The sequence below is a fragment of the Streptomyces sp. PKU-EA00015 genome (assembly GCF_013387495.1).
Taxonomy (GTDB): Bacteria; Actinomycetota; Actinomycetes; order Streptomycetales; family Streptomycetaceae; genus Streptomyces.
The window spans coordinates 40,415-54,560 of sequence record NZ_JABZEE010000050.1; the positions used below are offsets into that span (position 1 = coordinate 40,415).

The 14,146-nt window shown below is 71.1% G+C and carries 14 protein-coding genes; 11 read left to right on the forward strand and 3 right to left on the reverse strand.

Translation table 11 applies throughout. From position 1 onward, the window contains the following. The first annotated feature begins 107 nt into the window (after positions 1-107). The 4 genes from HW130_RS27500 to HW130_RS27515 are packed head-to-tail and all read left to right on the forward strand — an operon-like array spanning position 108 to position 3,282. The gene (locus HW130_RS27500; protein WP_177152432.1) at positions 108-1,121 is read left to right on the forward strand and encodes a PhoH family protein; all 1,014 of its coding nucleotides are present in this window, start codon (positions 108-110) and stop codon (positions 1,119-1,121) included. Between the two features lie 12 nt (positions 1,122-1,133). Then, positions 1,134-1,631, forward strand: coding sequence for an rRNA maturation RNase YbeY (gene ybeY, locus HW130_RS27505; RefSeq protein ID WP_177152433.1), 498 nt, complete (start codon positions 1,134-1,136; stop codon positions 1,629-1,631). After that, positions 1,628-2,932, forward strand: a complete 1,305-nt coding sequence (locus HW130_RS27510; protein WP_177152434.1) for a hemolysin family protein — start codon at positions 1,628-1,630, stop codon at positions 2,930-2,932. Before ybeY ends, HW130_RS27510 begins: the two co-directional genes overlap by 4 nt. Beyond that, positions 2,929-3,282 (forward strand): MmcQ/YjbR family DNA-binding protein, encoded by a 354-nt coding sequence (locus HW130_RS27515; RefSeq protein WP_177152435.1) that lies wholly within the window; start codon positions 2,929-2,931, stop codon positions 3,280-3,282. The genes HW130_RS27510 and HW130_RS27515 overlap by 4 nt, the downstream gene beginning before the upstream one ends. 750 nt (positions 3,283-4,032) lie before the next feature. Here the strand turns inward: HW130_RS27515 and HW130_RS27520 are convergent. Continuing rightward, positions 4,033-5,442: an MFS transporter gene (locus HW130_RS27520; protein ID WP_177152436.1), complete on the reverse strand. Its 1,410-nt coding sequence runs from the start codon at positions 5,440-5,442 to the stop codon at positions 4,033-4,035. Between the two features lie 116 nt (positions 5,443-5,558). Here HW130_RS27520 and HW130_RS27525 point away from each other — a divergent pair, with 116 nt between their 5' ends. The 5 genes from HW130_RS27525 (at position 5,559) to HW130_RS27545 (ending at position 9,572) form a co-directional block, all read left to right on the forward strand. Then, positions 5,559-6,425 (forward strand): helix-turn-helix transcriptional regulator, encoded by an 867-nt coding sequence (locus HW130_RS27525; RefSeq protein ID WP_177152503.1) that lies wholly within the window; start codon positions 5,559-5,561, stop codon positions 6,423-6,425. An 82-nt stretch (positions 6,426-6,507) separates the two neighbouring features. Beyond that, the gene (locus tag HW130_RS27530; RefSeq protein WP_177152437.1) at positions 6,508-7,239 is read left to right on the forward strand and encodes a hypothetical protein; all 732 of its coding nucleotides are present in this window, start codon (positions 6,508-6,510) and stop codon (positions 7,237-7,239) included. A 38-nt stretch (positions 7,240-7,277) separates the two neighbouring features. Further along, positions 7,278-7,631 carry a cytidine deaminase gene (locus tag HW130_RS27535; RefSeq protein WP_177152438.1) on the forward strand — a complete coding sequence of 118 codons (354 nt, stop codon included), beginning with the start codon at positions 7,278-7,280 and terminating at the stop codon, positions 7,629-7,631. Positions 7,632-7,737: 106 nt separating this feature from the next. Then, positions 7,738-8,688: a GTPase Era gene (era, locus tag HW130_RS27540; protein ID WP_177152439.1), complete on the forward strand. Its 951-nt coding sequence runs from the start codon at positions 7,738-7,740 to the stop codon at positions 8,686-8,688. Between the two features lie 203 nt (positions 8,689-8,891). Next, positions 8,892-9,572 carry a TetR/AcrR family transcriptional regulator gene (locus HW130_RS27545; protein WP_177152440.1) on the forward strand — a complete coding sequence of 227 codons (681 nt, stop codon included), beginning with the start codon at positions 8,892-8,894 and terminating at the stop codon, positions 9,570-9,572. Here the strand turns inward: HW130_RS27545 and HW130_RS27550 are convergent. Together HW130_RS27550 and HW130_RS27555 are read right to left on the reverse strand one after the other, a co-directional pair. Then, positions 9,556-9,822, reverse strand: a complete 267-nt coding sequence (locus HW130_RS27550; RefSeq protein ID WP_177152441.1) for a protealysin inhibitor emfourin — start codon at positions 9,820-9,822, stop codon at positions 9,556-9,558. The two genes, HW130_RS27545 and HW130_RS27550, sit on opposite strands and share 17 nt — an antisense overlap. A 78-nt stretch (positions 9,823-9,900) precedes the next feature. Continuing rightward, positions 9,901-10,959 carry a M4 family metallopeptidase gene (locus tag HW130_RS27555; RefSeq protein ID WP_177152442.1) on the reverse strand — a complete coding sequence of 353 codons (1,059 nt, stop codon included), beginning with the start codon at positions 10,957-10,959 and terminating at the stop codon, positions 9,901-9,903. 293 nt (positions 10,960-11,252) lie between these two features. Here HW130_RS27555 and leuA point away from each other — a divergent pair, with 293 nt between their 5' ends. After that, a complete protein-coding gene (leuA, locus tag HW130_RS27560; RefSeq protein ID WP_177152443.1) occupies positions 11,253-13,016 on the forward strand; it encodes a 2-isopropylmalate synthase in 1,764 nt (587 codons plus the stop codon). Positions 13,017-13,254: 238 nt separating this feature from the next. Continuing rightward, on the forward strand, positions 13,255-13,965 hold the full coding sequence (locus HW130_RS27565) for a TerB family tellurite resistance protein (RefSeq protein ID WP_177152444.1): 711 nt from the start codon (positions 13,255-13,257) through the stop codon (positions 13,963-13,965). The last annotated feature ends 181 nt before the right edge of the window (positions 13,966-14,146 follow it).

Below are 14,146 nucleotides of genomic sequence, written 5' to 3' on the forward strand. Positions count from 1 at the left end.
AAAGCCCTCGGTCCTGTCAGTGACAGGTCGTACCCTGGATGGTCCAGAGGTTGTCGAGCAGCGAGAACCCTGCAACGGGAGGTATGTGCAGGCCACAGAGCCGGCCCATGACTCAGACACCCACAGCCCAGACCCCAGCGCCGGGCCAGGCGCGAGCCCACTTCACCGTCCCCGCCAAGCATCCGATGGTGACGGTGCTCGGCTCTGGCGACGCCCTGCTGCGCGTGATCGAGAAGGCCTTCCCGGCGGCGGACATCCATGTCCGCGGCAACGAGATCAGCGCGGTCGGTGACGCCACGGAAGTCGCTCTGATCCAGCGCCTGTTCGACGAGATGATGCTCGTGCTCCGCACCGGGCAGCCGATGACGGAGGACGCAGTGGAACGCTCCATCGCCATGCTCAAGGAGGAGACCGGGGGCAAGGCCGTCGAGACGCCGTCGGAAGTGCTCACCCAGAACATCCTCTCCAGCCGCGGCCGCACCATCCGGCCCAAGACGCTGAACCAGAAGCGGTACGTCGACGCGATCGACAAGCACACGGTCGTGTTCGGCATCGGCCCCGCGGGCACGGGCAAGACGTACCTCGCCATGGCCAAGGCCGTGCAGGCGCTGCAGTCCAAGCAGGTCAACCGCATCATCCTGACCCGGCCCGCCGTCGAGGCCGGTGAGCGCCTCGGCTTCCTGCCCGGCACGCTGTACGAGAAGATCGACCCGTATCTGCGCCCGCTCTACGACGCGCTGCACGACATGCTCGACCCCGACTCGATCCCGCGCCTGATGGCCGCGGGCACGATCGAGGTCGCGCCCCTCGCGTACATGCGCGGCCGCACGCTCAACGACGCGTTCATCATCCTCGACGAGGCCCAGAACACGAACCCCGAGCAGATGAAGATGTTCCTCACGCGGCTCGGATTCGACTCCAAGATCGTGATCACCGGTGACGTGACGCAGGTCGACCTGCCGGGCGGCACCAAGAGCGGTCTGCGTCAGGTCCGGGACATCCTGGACGGGGTCGACGACGTGCACTTCTCGTTGCTCACGTCGCAGGATGTCGTACGGCACAAGCTGGTCGGCCGTATCGTCGACGCGTACGAGCAGTACGACAGCCGCAACGGGAAGTAGAACAGCCGCACCATGTCGATCGACGTCAACAACGAGTCCGGAACCGAGGTCGACGAGCAGGCGATCCTCGACGTCGCCCGCTACGCGCTCGCGCGGATGCGTATCCACCCGCTCTCCGAGCTCTCGGTGATCGTCGTGGACGCCGAGGCCATGGAGCAGCTGCACATCCAGTGGATGGACCTGCCGGGCCCGACCGATGTCATGTCCTTCCCCATGGACGAACTGCGTCCGCCGGCCAAGGACGACGAGGAGCCCCCGCAGGGGCTCCTCGGTGACATCGTGCTCTGCCCCGAGGTCGCCAAGAAGCAGGGCGAGGACGCACCGACGCAGCACTCCATGGACGAGGAGCTCCAGCTCCTCACCGTCCACGGGGTGCTGCACCTGCTCGGATACGACCACGAGGAGCCGGACGAGAAGGCGGAGATGTTCGGGCTGCAGGCCGCGATCGTCGACGGCTGGCGGGCGGAGAAGGGCCTGACCGGCCCGTCCCCGGCGCCGACCGTCTCATGACCGGCCAACTCCTCGCGGGCGCCGTCGCGCTGGTGGTCGTCGCCTGGCTCGCCGCCTGCGCGGAGGCAGGCCTCGCCCGGGTGTCCAGCTTCCGCGCCGCCGAGGCCGTACGGTCGGGGCGGCGCGGCGCCGCCAAGCTGGAGCAGGTCGCCGCCGACCCCACCCGTTATCTCAACGTCGCCCTGCTCGTGCGGGTCGCCTGCGAGATGGCGGCCGGCGTGCTCGTCACGTACGTGTGCCTGGGGGAGTTCGAGGAGACCTGGTCGGCGCTGCTCGTCGCCATCGCCGTGATGGTGCTCGTCAGTTACGTCGCCGTCGGCGTCTCCCCGCGTACCATCGGGCGCCAGCACCCGCTCAACACCGCGACCGCCGCCGCGTACGTCCTGCTGCCGCTGGCCCGGGTCATGGGCCCCGTGCCGCAGCTGCTGATCCTCATCGGCAACGCGATGACGCCCGGAAAGGGTTTCCGCAAGGGCCCGTTCGCCTCCGAGGCCGAGCTGCGGGCCCTGGTCGACCTCGCCGAGCAGGAGTCGCTGATCGAGGACGACGAGCGCCGGATGGTGCACTCCGTCTTCGAACTCGGCGACACCCTGGTCCGCGAGGTGATGGTCCCCCGCACCGACCTCGTGTCCATCGAGCGGTTCAAGACCGTGCGGCAGGCGCTGACTCTGGCGTTGCGCTCGGGCTTCTCCCGCATCCCCGTCACCGGGGAGAACGAGGACGACATCGTCGGCGTCGTCTACCTCAAGGACCTGGTCCGCAAGACGCACATCAACCGCGACGCGGAGGCCGACCCGGTGTCCACGGCGATGCGGCCCGCGATGTTCGTCCCGGACACGAAGAACGCGGGCGACCTGCTGCGCGAGATGCAGCAGAAGCGCAACCACGTCGCCGTCGTCATCGACGAGTACGGCGGCACGGCGGGCATCGTCACGATCGAGGACATCCTGGAGGAGATCGTCGGCGAGATCACCGACGAGTACGACCGCGAGGCGCCGCCGGTCGAGGAGCTCGGCGACGGGCGCTTCCGGGTCACCGCGCGCCTCGACATCGGCGACCTCGGCGAGCTGTACGGCCTCGGGGCCGACGAGCTCGACGACGAGGACGTCGAGACGGTCGGCGGTCTGCTCGCCAAGGCACTGGGCCGCGTACCGATCGCGGGCGCGCGAGCGGTGGTGGACCTGCCGGACGGCCGCGCCCTGCGGCTGACCGCCGAGTCGCCGGCGGGCCGCCGGAACAAGATCGTCACGGTGCTGTCGGAGCCGGCGGAACTGCCGGCGGAGAAGGGGGCGGCGGGATGAAGGCGCAGGATTTGCGGGCGTTCTGCCTCGGGTTCAACGCGGCGGTCGAGGAGTTCCCGTTCGGTCCCGAGACGTCGGTGTTCAAGGTGCTGGGGAAGATGTTCGCCCTCAGCGCGCTGGATGCGGAGCCGCTGACGGTCAACCTGAAGTGCGAGCCGGACTTGGCGGTCCAGCTGCGTGCGGAGCACGCGGCGATCGTGCCGGGGTGGCACATGAACAAGCGCCACTGGAACACGGTGACGGTGGGAGGGCTCCCGGACCGGATGGTCCGGGAGCTGATCGAGGACTCGTACGACCTGGTGGTGGCGGGCCTGCCGCGATCGGAACGCCTCCGCCTGGACCGCGGCTAGCGGGCCGCCCTGCGAGCGGTGCCTCCACCGGGCCCCGCACCTGCGGCCTCCGGGGGCGAGGGGGTGCCCCTGGCGGCTCGATCTCCCCCTGCGGCCTGGCGGGCGCTGGGTGGCGGCCCCTGGCGAGGCGAGCGAGGGTGCACCTGGCGGGCCACGCGTATCGCTCTCCCCCTGTGGTCCCGCGGGCGTGGGGTGGGGTCTCCCGGCGGAGCCAGGGAGTGTGGCCTTGGGCCCCGCGTCTCTATCTCCGCCTGCGGCCTGGCGGCGTGGGGGCCTGACGAAGCCGGGGGAGGTGCCCTGGCGGGGCGGGGAGGAGTGCCGCCTTTGCGTATCGAACGCCCCATGCGGCTTGGCGGGCGTGGTTGGTGTCTCCCGGCGGAGCCAGGGAGTGTGCCTTCCGTGGGCCCCGCGTCTCATCTCCCCCTGCGGCGTGGGTGGGGTTCTCCTGGCCGGGGCGGGGAGGAGCGCCGCCTTTGCGTATCGAACGCCCCATGCGGCTTGGCGGCCGTGGGTGGGGGTCCCCTGGCCAAGCCAGGGAAGGTCCCCCGACAGGGCTGGGTTTCTCGGAGCGGATCAGCCCGTCCGGGGCCACCTCCCCACGGCCGCCAGGCCGTAGGGGGAGTTGGAGGACACCGCGCGAAGCGCGGGACGGGGCCAGGGGCCAAGACCCGCAAACCGTGCCCGCCAGGGCACAGGGCCACGGGGGCTGGGGCGGAGCCCCAGTTGTGGGAAGGGGCGGGGAGGGGAAAGTCACCCCCTCCGCGACGCGCCCCGCAGCCCCGCCGCCACCACCAGCCCCGCCACCAGCACCACGCCCGCGTCGACCGACAGCACCAGCCGGACGCCCTCCAGCAGTGACGGGCCCGTCGTCGCGAGGACGCCGAGCAGGGGGATGCCCACCGTGACGCCCACCTGCTGCGTCGTCGTCACCAGGCCGGTCGCCAGCCCCTGTTCCTCGTCCGGGACCCCGGACGTCACCGTCACGCCGTACGAGATGATCGCGCCCAGGTGGCACATGCTCGCCAGCGAGACGCCGACCCCGGCCAGCAGCGCGCCCGACTCCGCGCCCACGCCCAGCAGGGCGGCGACGAACACGCCCTGGCCGAGCAGCGAGAACACCAGCGTCCGGTGCGCTCCGATGCGGCCGATCACCTTCGGCACCAACGCGCCCGCGAACACCGACACGACGCCCTGCACGCCGAAGACCAGGCCCGTGCCGAACGCCGAGAGCCCCAGCGTCTCCTGGAGGTAGAGGGTGAGCACGAACACCACCGTGCTCATCATCGAGAAGGTCACGAGGCCGCCCAGGTTGCCGAACGCGACCGTGCGGCGGCGCAGCATCGGCAGGGACACCAGCGGCGCGTCGCTGCGGGACTCGACGGCGGCGAACGCGATCAGCAGTGTGATGCCCACGGCCAGCGTCACCAGGACGTCCGTGCCGCCGAAACCCCGGTCCGCCGCCGTGGACAGGGCGTAGATCACGGCGAGCAGGCCGCCGGTGACCGTCACCGCGCCGGGCACGTCGAGCCGGGGCCGCTCCGGCGTACGCGACTCCGGCAGCAGGCGGGGCGCGAGCGGCAGGACGACCAGGGTGAAGAGCGCCAGCAGGCCCATCGTGGAGCGCCAGCCGAGCGTGTCGGTCATGACGCCGCCGAGCACCATGCCGATGGTGAAGCCCAGGGACAGCAGCGTGCCGCTGATCCCGAGCGCCCGGTCGCGCAGCGGCCCTTCGGGGAACGTCGTGGTGAGCAGCGACATGCCCGTCGGCACGATGGCCGCCGCGCCCAGCCCCTGCAACGCCCGCCCGGCGAGGAACGACGCCGGGTCCCAGGCGAAGGTCGCGAGCAGCGAGGCGGCGCCGAAGACGGAGAGGCCCGCCAGGAAGAGCCTGCGTCGCCCGTACAGGTCGGCGATCCGCCCGAACAGGAGCAGGAAGCCGCCGGACGGCAGCGCGAAGGCGGTGACCGCCCACTGCAGGGCGGACCGGCTCAGCCCGAGGTCCTGGCCGAGGACGGGCAGTGCCACGTTCAGTACGGAGAAGTCGAGGGCGACCATGAACTGCGCGGCGCACAGGACGAAGAGGATCAGCCGGGACCGGCGGTCGAGTCCGGGCGGCGACGCGGCGCCGCGGGCCGTGGGGAGGGAGGTGTCGGTAGCCATGGCCCCACCCTCGGGCGGCCGGAACAGACGTGGGGAGCGGGAACTTATCCTGTTGGCCGCACCACCAGGCTTACGGACAGGGGGAGTACGTGGGCACGTCGGTCGAACAGGACGCGATGAAGGCGCACCGGCTCGCCGAGCTGCGCGAGTTCCTGATGAGCAGGCGCGCGCGGATCAGCCCGGCCGAGGCGGGTCTGCCGGACGGCGGCGCCCGCCGCCGCACCCCGGGGCTGCGCCGGGAGGAGGTCGCGGTCCTCGCGGGCGTCGGCATCTCCTGGTACCAGTGGCTGGAGCAGGGCCGGGACATCACCGTCTCCCCGCAGGTGCTCGACTCGGTGGGCCGGGTGCTGAGGCTCAGCAGCGCCGAGCGCCGCCACCTGTACGCCCTCGCCGGCCTCAACCCGCCCCCGCCCGAGGTGGATCCGGACGACAAGGACATGTGCGCGGGACTGCGGCGGCTGATCGACGCGTGGATGCCGAACCCCGCGCACATCATGGACGTCCACTGGAACACCGTGCTGTACAACGACGCGGCGGGCACGGTGCTCGGCATGCGTCCCGACGTCGTCCAGAACTGCCTGCTCGCGTTCTTCACCGACCCGGTCTACCGGGCCCGCAGCTGCGGTTGGGAGCAGGTGGCCCCGCAGCTGGTCGCCCAGTTCCGGGCCGCCTGCTCCGAGTGCCCGGACGACGAGGGCTTCCAGCAGGTCGTGACGCAGGCGAAGGCGGTCAGTCGCGAGTTCACCGAGCTGTGGGAGCGGCGTGACATCGCGCCCGGCGGCCAGATCCGCAAGGAGATGGAGCACCCGCTGGTCGGCCGGCTGGTGCTGGAGTCGACCCAGCTCCGTGTCCCCGCCCGCCCGGACCTCGTGATCGTGATGCACACTCCCGTACCGGACGCGACGGCGGACACGGCCGCGAAACTGGAGTGGCTGGCGAGCCCGGAGGGTCGTCGCGGGGCGATGTATCCAGTGGCCGGATGACCTCCGGTTCTGTGTATTGTCTGTGCGTCAAAGGGGAGGGGGGAAGCTCCCCACGAGCTGTTTCACCAGGGGAGATGACGCAATGCGTACCCGTATTCGCCGTAGCGCCGCCGCCGTTCTGACCGCTTCCGCTCTCTGTCTCGCGGGCACCGCCTGCGGTGCGGAGGACGACAAGAAGCCGAGCGCCTCCGCGGACAAGAGCGGCGAGAAGCAGGAGGGCGGCGCGAGCGCGCCGGCCGTGAAGCCGTTCACCGCCGAGCAGTTGAAGGCCGCCACGCTGGTGGCCGGCGACCTGCCCGAGGGCTGGAAGGCGACCAAGACGCCTTCTTCCGACGACCCGGCGCCGAAGGCCGACAAGCCGGAGTGCCAGCCGATCGCGAACCTGCTGGCCGACGACGTCGAGGGCGCCACCATGGGCGAGCCGGCCGACTTCGAGAGCGCGGGCAGCGAGACGGCCCTCAGCCAGGCCGTCTTCACCCTCGAGGGCACCGGCGCCGCCGACTTCACCAAGGCCCTCGGCACCGCCGTGGACGCGTGCCCGCAGCTGACGTTCACGCAGGACGGCGAGAAGAACGACGTCAAGATCGAGAAGGTGGCGGCCGGGAAGGTCGCCGAGGACTCCCAGACGTTCTCGATGACGATGAAGCTCCCGGGCCTCGGCGTGGACTACAAGGTGTACCTGCTGGTCGCCTCGCAGGGCACGGCTGTCTCCCGCGCCGCGTACATCCCGGGTGAGGACCCGGCTGCGGTGAAGGCGTTCGACGGCCTCGTCAAGGTCATCGGCGACAAGCTCGTCAAGGCCGCCCAGGGCTGACGTCGGTGCGGACCCGGGGCCGATCTATGCTCGGGAGCATGACGCAGAGCACCGACCTCGGCCCCGAGGACCGCAAGATCATCACGCTGGCCCGCAGTGCGCGGGCACGCAACGGTGTGCCCGAGGGTGCCGCCGTGCGCGACGAGACCGGGCGGACGTACGTCGCCGGGACCGTGGCGCTGGACTCGCTGAACCTCAGCGCCCTGCAGACCGCGGTCGCGATGGCCGTGGCGTCCGGCGCGCAGTCCCTGGAGGCCGCGGCCGTCGTCTCCGAGGCGGACACCGCGTCCGACGCGGACCGTGCCGCCGTACGGGACCTGGGCGGCGCGTCCACCCCCGTGCTGCTGGCCGGGCCCGACGGCGAACTGAAGTCCTCGGTCACGGCGGGCTGAACGGCCCGTTCCCGGCCCGTTCGTACGGCGTCACCCCCTGCGGGGTGGCGCCGTCGCGCGTCCCCTGCGGTGAGCGCGTACCCGGGAGCATCTGGCATCAGGGACAATGGGCGCCATGAGCGCTCGTACCCAGTCCTCCGAAGCCCCCCACAGGGCCGGCTTCGCCTGCTTCGTCGGCCGCCCGAACGCGGGCAAGTCCACTCTGACGAACGCTCTGGTCGGCCAGAAGGTCGCCATCACCTCCAACCGGCCGCAGACCACCCGGCACACGGTGCGGGGCATCGTGCACCGCCCCGAGGCGCAGCTGATCCTGGTGGACACCCCCGGCCTGCACAAGCCGCGCACCCTGCTCGGCGAGCGGCTCAACGACGTGGTGCGCACGACCTGGGCCGAGGTCGACGTCATCGGTTTCTGTCTGCCCGCCAACGAGAAGCTCGGCCCCGGCGACCGGTTCATCGCCAAGGAGCTCGCCGGGATCAGGAAGACCCCGAAGGTCGCGATCGTCACCAAGACCGACCTCGTCGACTCCAAGACGCTCGCCGAGCAGCTCATCGCGATCGACCGGCTCGGCAAGGAGCTGGGCGTCGAGTGGGCCGAGATCGTCCCGGTCTCGGCCGTCGGGGACAAGCAGGTGCAGCTGGTCGCCGACCTGCTGATCCCGCTGCTGCCCGAGAGCCCGGCGCTCTACCCGGAAGGCGACCTCACGGACGAGCCGGAGCAGGTGATGGTCGCGGAGCTGATCCGCGAGGCCGCGCTGGAGGGTGTGCGCGACGAGCTGCCCCACTCGATCGCCGTCGTCGTCGAGGAGATGCTCCCGCGCGAGGACCGCCCGGCGGACCGTCCGCTGCTGGACATCCACGCGAACGTCTACATCGAGCGGCCCAGCCAGAAGGGCATCATCATCGGCCCGAAGGGCAAGCGCCTGAAGGAAGTGGGCATCAAGTCCCGCAAGCACATCGAGGCGCTGCTGGGAACGCCGGTCTTTCTCGACCTCCATGTGAAGGTCGCCAAGGACTGGCAGCGCGACCCGAAGCAGCTCCGCAAGCTCGGATTCTGACCTCGGGCCCGATCCCGGCGGCCGGAGGCCGGCGCGGTCGTCCGAAGCCGGTGAGGCCCCCTCGGGGCCGAGGCGTGCGAGGGCGGCCGTCGGAGCGGGGTCCCGAAGCAACTCCGCACGCTCGGATTCCGCCTCGGCGCCCCCGCGCGGCGTTCCCCTCCGCACAACGCCGTCGTCCTCCATAACGGCGTTAGCCTGCTGCCGTGTCAACCGCAGATTCCGTCCCCGGTCCCGCCTCCCCGCCCGGCTCCGTCCGCCGCCGGCTCCTCGACGAGGCCGCCCGTGTCCTCGCCGAGCAAGGGCCCGCCGCGCTCAGCGCCCGCCGCCTCGTCAAGGCGGTCGGTGCCTCGACCATGGCCGTCTACACCCACTTCGGCTCCATGCCGAACCTGGTCCGCGAGGTGATGCGGGAGGGGTTCGAGCGCTTCCGCACCCGGGCGCTGGCCGTGCCGCAGGGGGAGGACCCGGTCGCGACGATCGCCGCGCTGTGCCGCTGCCACCAGGACTTCGCGCGCGACGAGCCGTACGTCTACGCGGTGCTGTTCGGCGGCTCGACGCCGGCCGGTTTCGAGCTGGACGACGACGACCGCCGCATGGGCGTGTCCGTCCTGCGCTTCCCCCGCGACGCGATCCGCCGCAGCGTGGACAGCGGCCGCTTCCGGGCGGGCGCGGACGCGGACCTGCTGGTGCGCCAGCTCTTCGCGCAGATGCACGGGATCGCCCAGCTGGCCCGTGCGGGGTACATCATGGGCGGCTACACGGCCGACGACGTCCTGACCGGCGCGCTCGTCGACTTCGCCGTCGCGGCGGGCGACGAGCCGGAGCGCGCCGCCCGCTCGGTGATCGCCGGCCTCCGGGCGACCGGCCTCACGAACCTTCCTTGAGCACCAGCGAGATCAGGTCCCGCTGCGCCTCGGACAGCCGCGGATCGGAGCAGTACACCGTCCGCCCGTCGACCGTGATCTGGTAGCTGAAACCGTCGGGCACCCCGACCGGGGGCGTGTCCCGGCCGTCGGCCATCGCGCGCTCGGCCAGGCCCTGCACCTCGCCCGCGTCGTCGCGCCCGTCGGTCTCCACCTCGGCGAGCCGCTCGATCCCCGCGAACCCGCCCGTACGCCTTACCTGGATACGCATGGCAACCGTTCTAGTACGGATCGTGCGAGGGCGACAGCGGGACGGCGCACGGCCGCCCGCCGCTCAGCGGACTCCGGCTCAACCGGCGGTCCCGACCCCGACCTGCGACCAGGCCTTCAGCACCGCCTCGTGCTCCTCGCCCGCGCCGAACCGGTCACGGGCGGCCCCGACCGTCAACCGGGCGAAACTGGCGAAGTCCGCGTCCACGCTCAGGTCGCCGCCGGTCAGCACGTCGAACCAGATCTGTCCCGCCCGCTCCCAGGCCCGGCCGCCCAGGCGGGTGGCGAGCAGGTAGAAGGCATGGTTGGGGATGCCCGAGTTGATGTGGACACCGCCGTTGTCGCGGCCGGTCCGGACGTAGTCCGCCATCGTCGAGGGCTGCGGGTCCCTGCCGAGCACGTCGTCGTCGTACGCGGTCCCCGGCGCCTTCAGCGAGCGCAGCGCCACCCCGCTGACCCGCGGCGCCAGCAGGCCCGCGCCGATCAGCCAGTCCGCCTCGTCGGCCGCCTGCCCGAGGGTGTACTGCTTGACGAGCGAGCCGATCACGTCCGACACGGACTCGTTGAGTGCGCCCGGCTGGCCGAAGTAGCTGAGGTTCGCCGTGTACTGGGTCAGGCCGTGGGCCAGCTCGTGCGCGATGACGTCGACCGCGACGGTGAAGTCGAGGAAGATCTCCCCGTCCCCGTCGCCGAACACCATCTGCTCGCCGTTCCAGAAGGCGTTGCCGTACTTCTCGTCGTAGTGGACGGTCGCGTCCAGCGGCAGGCCCTCGCCGTCGACGGAGTCGCGCCCGTAGGCGGTCCGCAGCAGCTCGAAGGTGGCGCCCAGGCCCGCGTAGGCGCGGTTGACGGCGGCGTCGGCCACCGGCTCGTCGCCCTCGCCGCGCACCTCGGCGCCCGGCAGCACGGTGCCGTTGTGCGCGTCGTAGAGCGTGCGGCGCGGGCCCTCGGCATCGCCGGGAGCCGGCCGGGCGGCCGGGCCGAGGACGGTCGTCAGCCGCCGGCCGGTGCGCTGCGCGGCGTCCGCCTGCAGCGTGCGGCGGGCCGGGTCGGAAAGGGCGGGATCGCCCGAGCGGGCGAGCCTGTCGAGGATGTGCGGCGGCACGATGCCGCAGAAGACCGGGGCGTGAATGTCCATGTCCGGCAATGTGGCAGTGCGTGACGTGACTGTCACGAGATGCGACAACGATTAGTGAAATGGAGTGATAGGGCACATTTGACCGTTACTGATGAGTCGTCCCGCATACTGGAACAGACGCGCGCTCCCGCCGAGGCTCGGTTAGCCTTCTTCGCATCATGCGTTTCGGGCTGCTTCTCCTTAGCTGCCGCGGCGAGGGCCTGTAGTCGTAGGCCGACCCCCTCACCGCGGAGTCTGGTGCTGCTTCGACACAGTCGGCCGTCCCTCAGATGGACCCCGAGGAGCCCTACGCAATGTCTCAGTCGCAGTGGATCGGCCGCCCCACCCCGATCACCAACACGACGCACACGCAGAAGCCGTCCGGGATGCCGATCCACAAGTACGGCCGCTACGAAGCCGTCGACATCCCCGACCGCACCTGGCCCGAGCAGCGGATCACCAAGGCGCCGCGCTGGCTGTCCACCGATCTGCGCGACGGCAACCAGGCGCTGATCGACCCCATGAGCCTCGCCCGCAAGCGCGAGATGTTCGACCTGCTGGTACGCATGGGCTACAAGGAGATCGAGGTCGGCTTCCCCTCCTCGGGCGAGACGGACTTCGCGTTCGTGCGCTCCATCATCGAAGAGGGCGCGATCCCCGACGACGTCACCATCTCGGTGCTGACGCAGGCCCGTGAGGACCTGATCGAGCGGACCGTCGAGTCGCTGGTCGGCGCCAAGCGCGCCACCGTCCACCTGTACAACGCCACGGCTCCCACGTTCCGCCGCGTCGTCTTCCGGGGCTCCAAGGACGACGTCAAGCAGATCGCCGTCGACGGCACCCGCCTGGTCATGGAGTACGCGGAGAAGCTGCTGGGCCCGGAGACCAGCTTCGGCTACCAGTACAGCCCCGAGATCTTCACCGACACCGAGCTGGACTTCGCCCTGGAGGTCTGCGAGGCGGTCTGCGACGTGTGGCAGCCCGGCCCCGGCCGCGAGATCATCCTCAACCTGCCCGCCACCGTGGAGCGTTCGACGCCGTCCACGCACGCCGACCGGTTCGAGTGGATGTCGCGCAACCTGACCCGGCGCGAGTACGTCTGCCTGTCCGTCCACCCGCACAACGACCGCGGGACCGCCGTCGCCGCCGCCGAGCTGGCCATCATGGCCGGCGCCGACCGCATCGAGGGCTGCCTGTTCGGCCAGGGCGAGCGCACCGGCAACGTCGACCTGGTCACCCTGGGCATGAACCTGTTCTCGCAGGGCGTCGACCCGCAGATCGACTTCTCGCAGATCGACGAGATCCGCCGCACCAGCGAGTACTGCAACCAGATGGAGATCCACCCGCGCCACCCCTACGCGGGCGACCTGGTCTACACCGCCTTCTCCGGCTCCCACCAGGACGCCATCAAGAAGGGCTTCGACGCGATGGAGGCCGACGCGGCCGCCGCCGGGAAGACCGTCGACGAGATCGAGTGGGCCGTGCCGTACCTGCCGATCGACCCCAAGGACGTCGGCCGCTCCTACGAGGCCGTCATCCGCGTCAACTCGCAGTCGGGCAAGGGCGGCATCGCCTACGTCCTGAAGAACGACCACAAGCTGGACCTGCCGCGCCGGATGCAGATCGAGTTCTCCCGGATCATCCAGGCCAAGACCGACTCGGAGGGCGGCGAGGTCACCCCGGCCGCGATCTGGTCCGTCTTCCAGGACGAGTACCTGCCGAACCCGGACAATCCGTGGGGACGCATCCAGATCCGCTCCGGCCAGACCACCACCGACAAGGACGGCGTCGACACCCTGACCGTCGAGGCGGTCGTCGACGGCGTCGAGACGGTGCTGACCGGCTCCGGCAACGGTCCGATCTCCGCGTTCTTCGAGGCGCTGAACGCCATCGGCGTCGACGTACGCCTGCTGGACTACCAGGAGCACACCATGAGCGAGGGCGCGTCCGCGCAGGCCGCCTCGTACATCGAGTGCGCCATCGACGGAAAGGTGCTGTGGGGCATCGGCATCGACGCCAACACCACCCGCGCCTCCCTGAAGGCCGTCGTCTCCGCCGTCAACCGCGCGGCCCGCTAGTCAGCCCAGCAATCCGGCCGTATCGCCGGGCGTGCTCGCATCCGAGTACGCCCGGCGATTTTGCGCCGTTGTGCGCCCGATTGGGCATCGAGCGGATCCGGCCATGTCCGCCCGTACTTCCGGTAGGGGTGCTGACGCCGCCTCAATCGTGTGGCTAACATCACGTCCACGCGGCAGCGTTGCCGCAGGGGGCACCGCCCGTGCCCGAAGGGCCACGGGGGAATGACGGAGGTGCGACGTGCTGCCAGCCCGGGGAAGGTTCGGCCGGAAACTGCAGGTCTGCGGCATTCAGCGGGTATGCGGCATTCATACGTCGTGGAGCACCGTCGGCGACGGGGAGTTCTTCTGCCCCGGCTGCGGAGGCGACCGGAACTACCGCCGCCGTACCGGCCGCCGCCGCTTCACCTTCCTCGGAGTGCCTCTGCTGCGCCGCGGTCTCGCCGGTCCCGTCGTCGAATGCGCCGCCTGCCATTCCCGCTTCGGCCCCGACGCCCTGGACCACCCGACCACCAGCCGGTTCTCGGCCATGCTCCGGGACGCCGTGCACACCGTGGCCCTCGCCGTCCTCGCCTCCGGCGGCACCTCCTCCCGCTCCGTGCGCGAGACCGCCGTGCACACGGTCCGCGCCGCCGGGCTCGCCGACTGCACCGAGGACCAGCTGACCTCCCTCATCGAGGCGCTCGCCGCCGACACCGGTCGCTTCGTCGCCGACACCACCCCTTACGGCGCGGCCCTCGCCATCGAACTGCACGAGGCGCTGGAACCGCTCGCCCCTCATCTCGCCCCCGCCGGGCGGGAGTCGATCCTGCTGCAGGGCGCCCGTATCGCCCTCGCCGACGGCCCCTACACGCCGGCCGAGCGCGAGGTGCTGACCACCGTCGGGGCGGCACTGCAGCTCGGCGAGGACGACACCACGCGCCTGCTGGAAACGGCTCGCGCGCCCTTCTAGGTCCTCTCTTCCGGATCAGGCCGGGGTCGCGTTGCCCTGGTCCCGGCGCACTCCTTCGGCCGTACTCCCCGGGGAGTAACCACGGGACCGGGCCGACCACGGCAGTAGCCCCCATCTCGCCCCCGCGCGCGACGAAAGCGCCCCCGGCCGCCGGGAGTCTGGTGACGCATCCAGCCACCGG

Bases quoted from the DNA above. Each gene is read 5' to 3' on its own strand.
- HW130_RS27500 (WP_177152432.1), top strand. From the start codon at position 108: ATGACTCAGACACCCACAGCCCAGACCCCAGCGCCGGGCCAGGCGCGA.
- ybeY (WP_177152433.1), top strand. From the start codon at position 1,134: ATGTCGATCGACGTCAACAACGAGTCCGGAACCGAGGTCGACGAGCAG.
- HW130_RS27510 (WP_177152434.1), top strand. From the start codon at position 1,628: ATGACCGGCCAACTCCTCGCGGGCGCCGTCGCGCTGGTGGTCGTCGCC.
- HW130_RS27515 (WP_177152435.1), top strand. From the start codon at position 2,929: ATGAAGGCGCAGGATTTGCGGGCGTTCTGCCTCGGGTTCAACGCGGCG.
- HW130_RS27520 (WP_177152436.1), bottom strand. From the start codon at position 5,442: ATGGCTACCGACACCTCCCTCCCCACGGCCCGCGGCGCCGCGTCGCCG.
- HW130_RS27525 (WP_177152503.1), top strand. From the start codon at position 5,559: ATGAAGGCGCACCGGCTCGCCGAGCTGCGCGAGTTCCTGATGAGCAGG.
- HW130_RS27530 (WP_177152437.1), top strand. From the start codon at position 6,508: ATGCGTACCCGTATTCGCCGTAGCGCCGCCGCCGTTCTGACCGCTTCC.
- HW130_RS27535 (WP_177152438.1), top strand. From the start codon at position 7,278: ATGACGCAGAGCACCGACCTCGGCCCCGAGGACCGCAAGATCATCACG.
- era (WP_177152439.1), top strand. From the start codon at position 7,738: ATGGGCGCCATGAGCGCTCGTACCCAGTCCTCCGAAGCCCCCCACAGG.
- HW130_RS27550 (WP_177152441.1), bottom strand. From the start codon at position 9,822: ATGCGTATCCAGGTAAGGCGTACGGGCGGGTTCGCGGGGATCGAGCGG.
- HW130_RS27555 (WP_177152442.1), bottom strand. From the start codon at position 10,959: ATGGACATTCACGCCCCGGTCTTCTGCGGCATCGTGCCGCCGCACATC.
- leuA (WP_177152443.1), top strand. From the start codon at position 11,253: ATGTCTCAGTCGCAGTGGATCGGCCGCCCCACCCCGATCACCAACACG.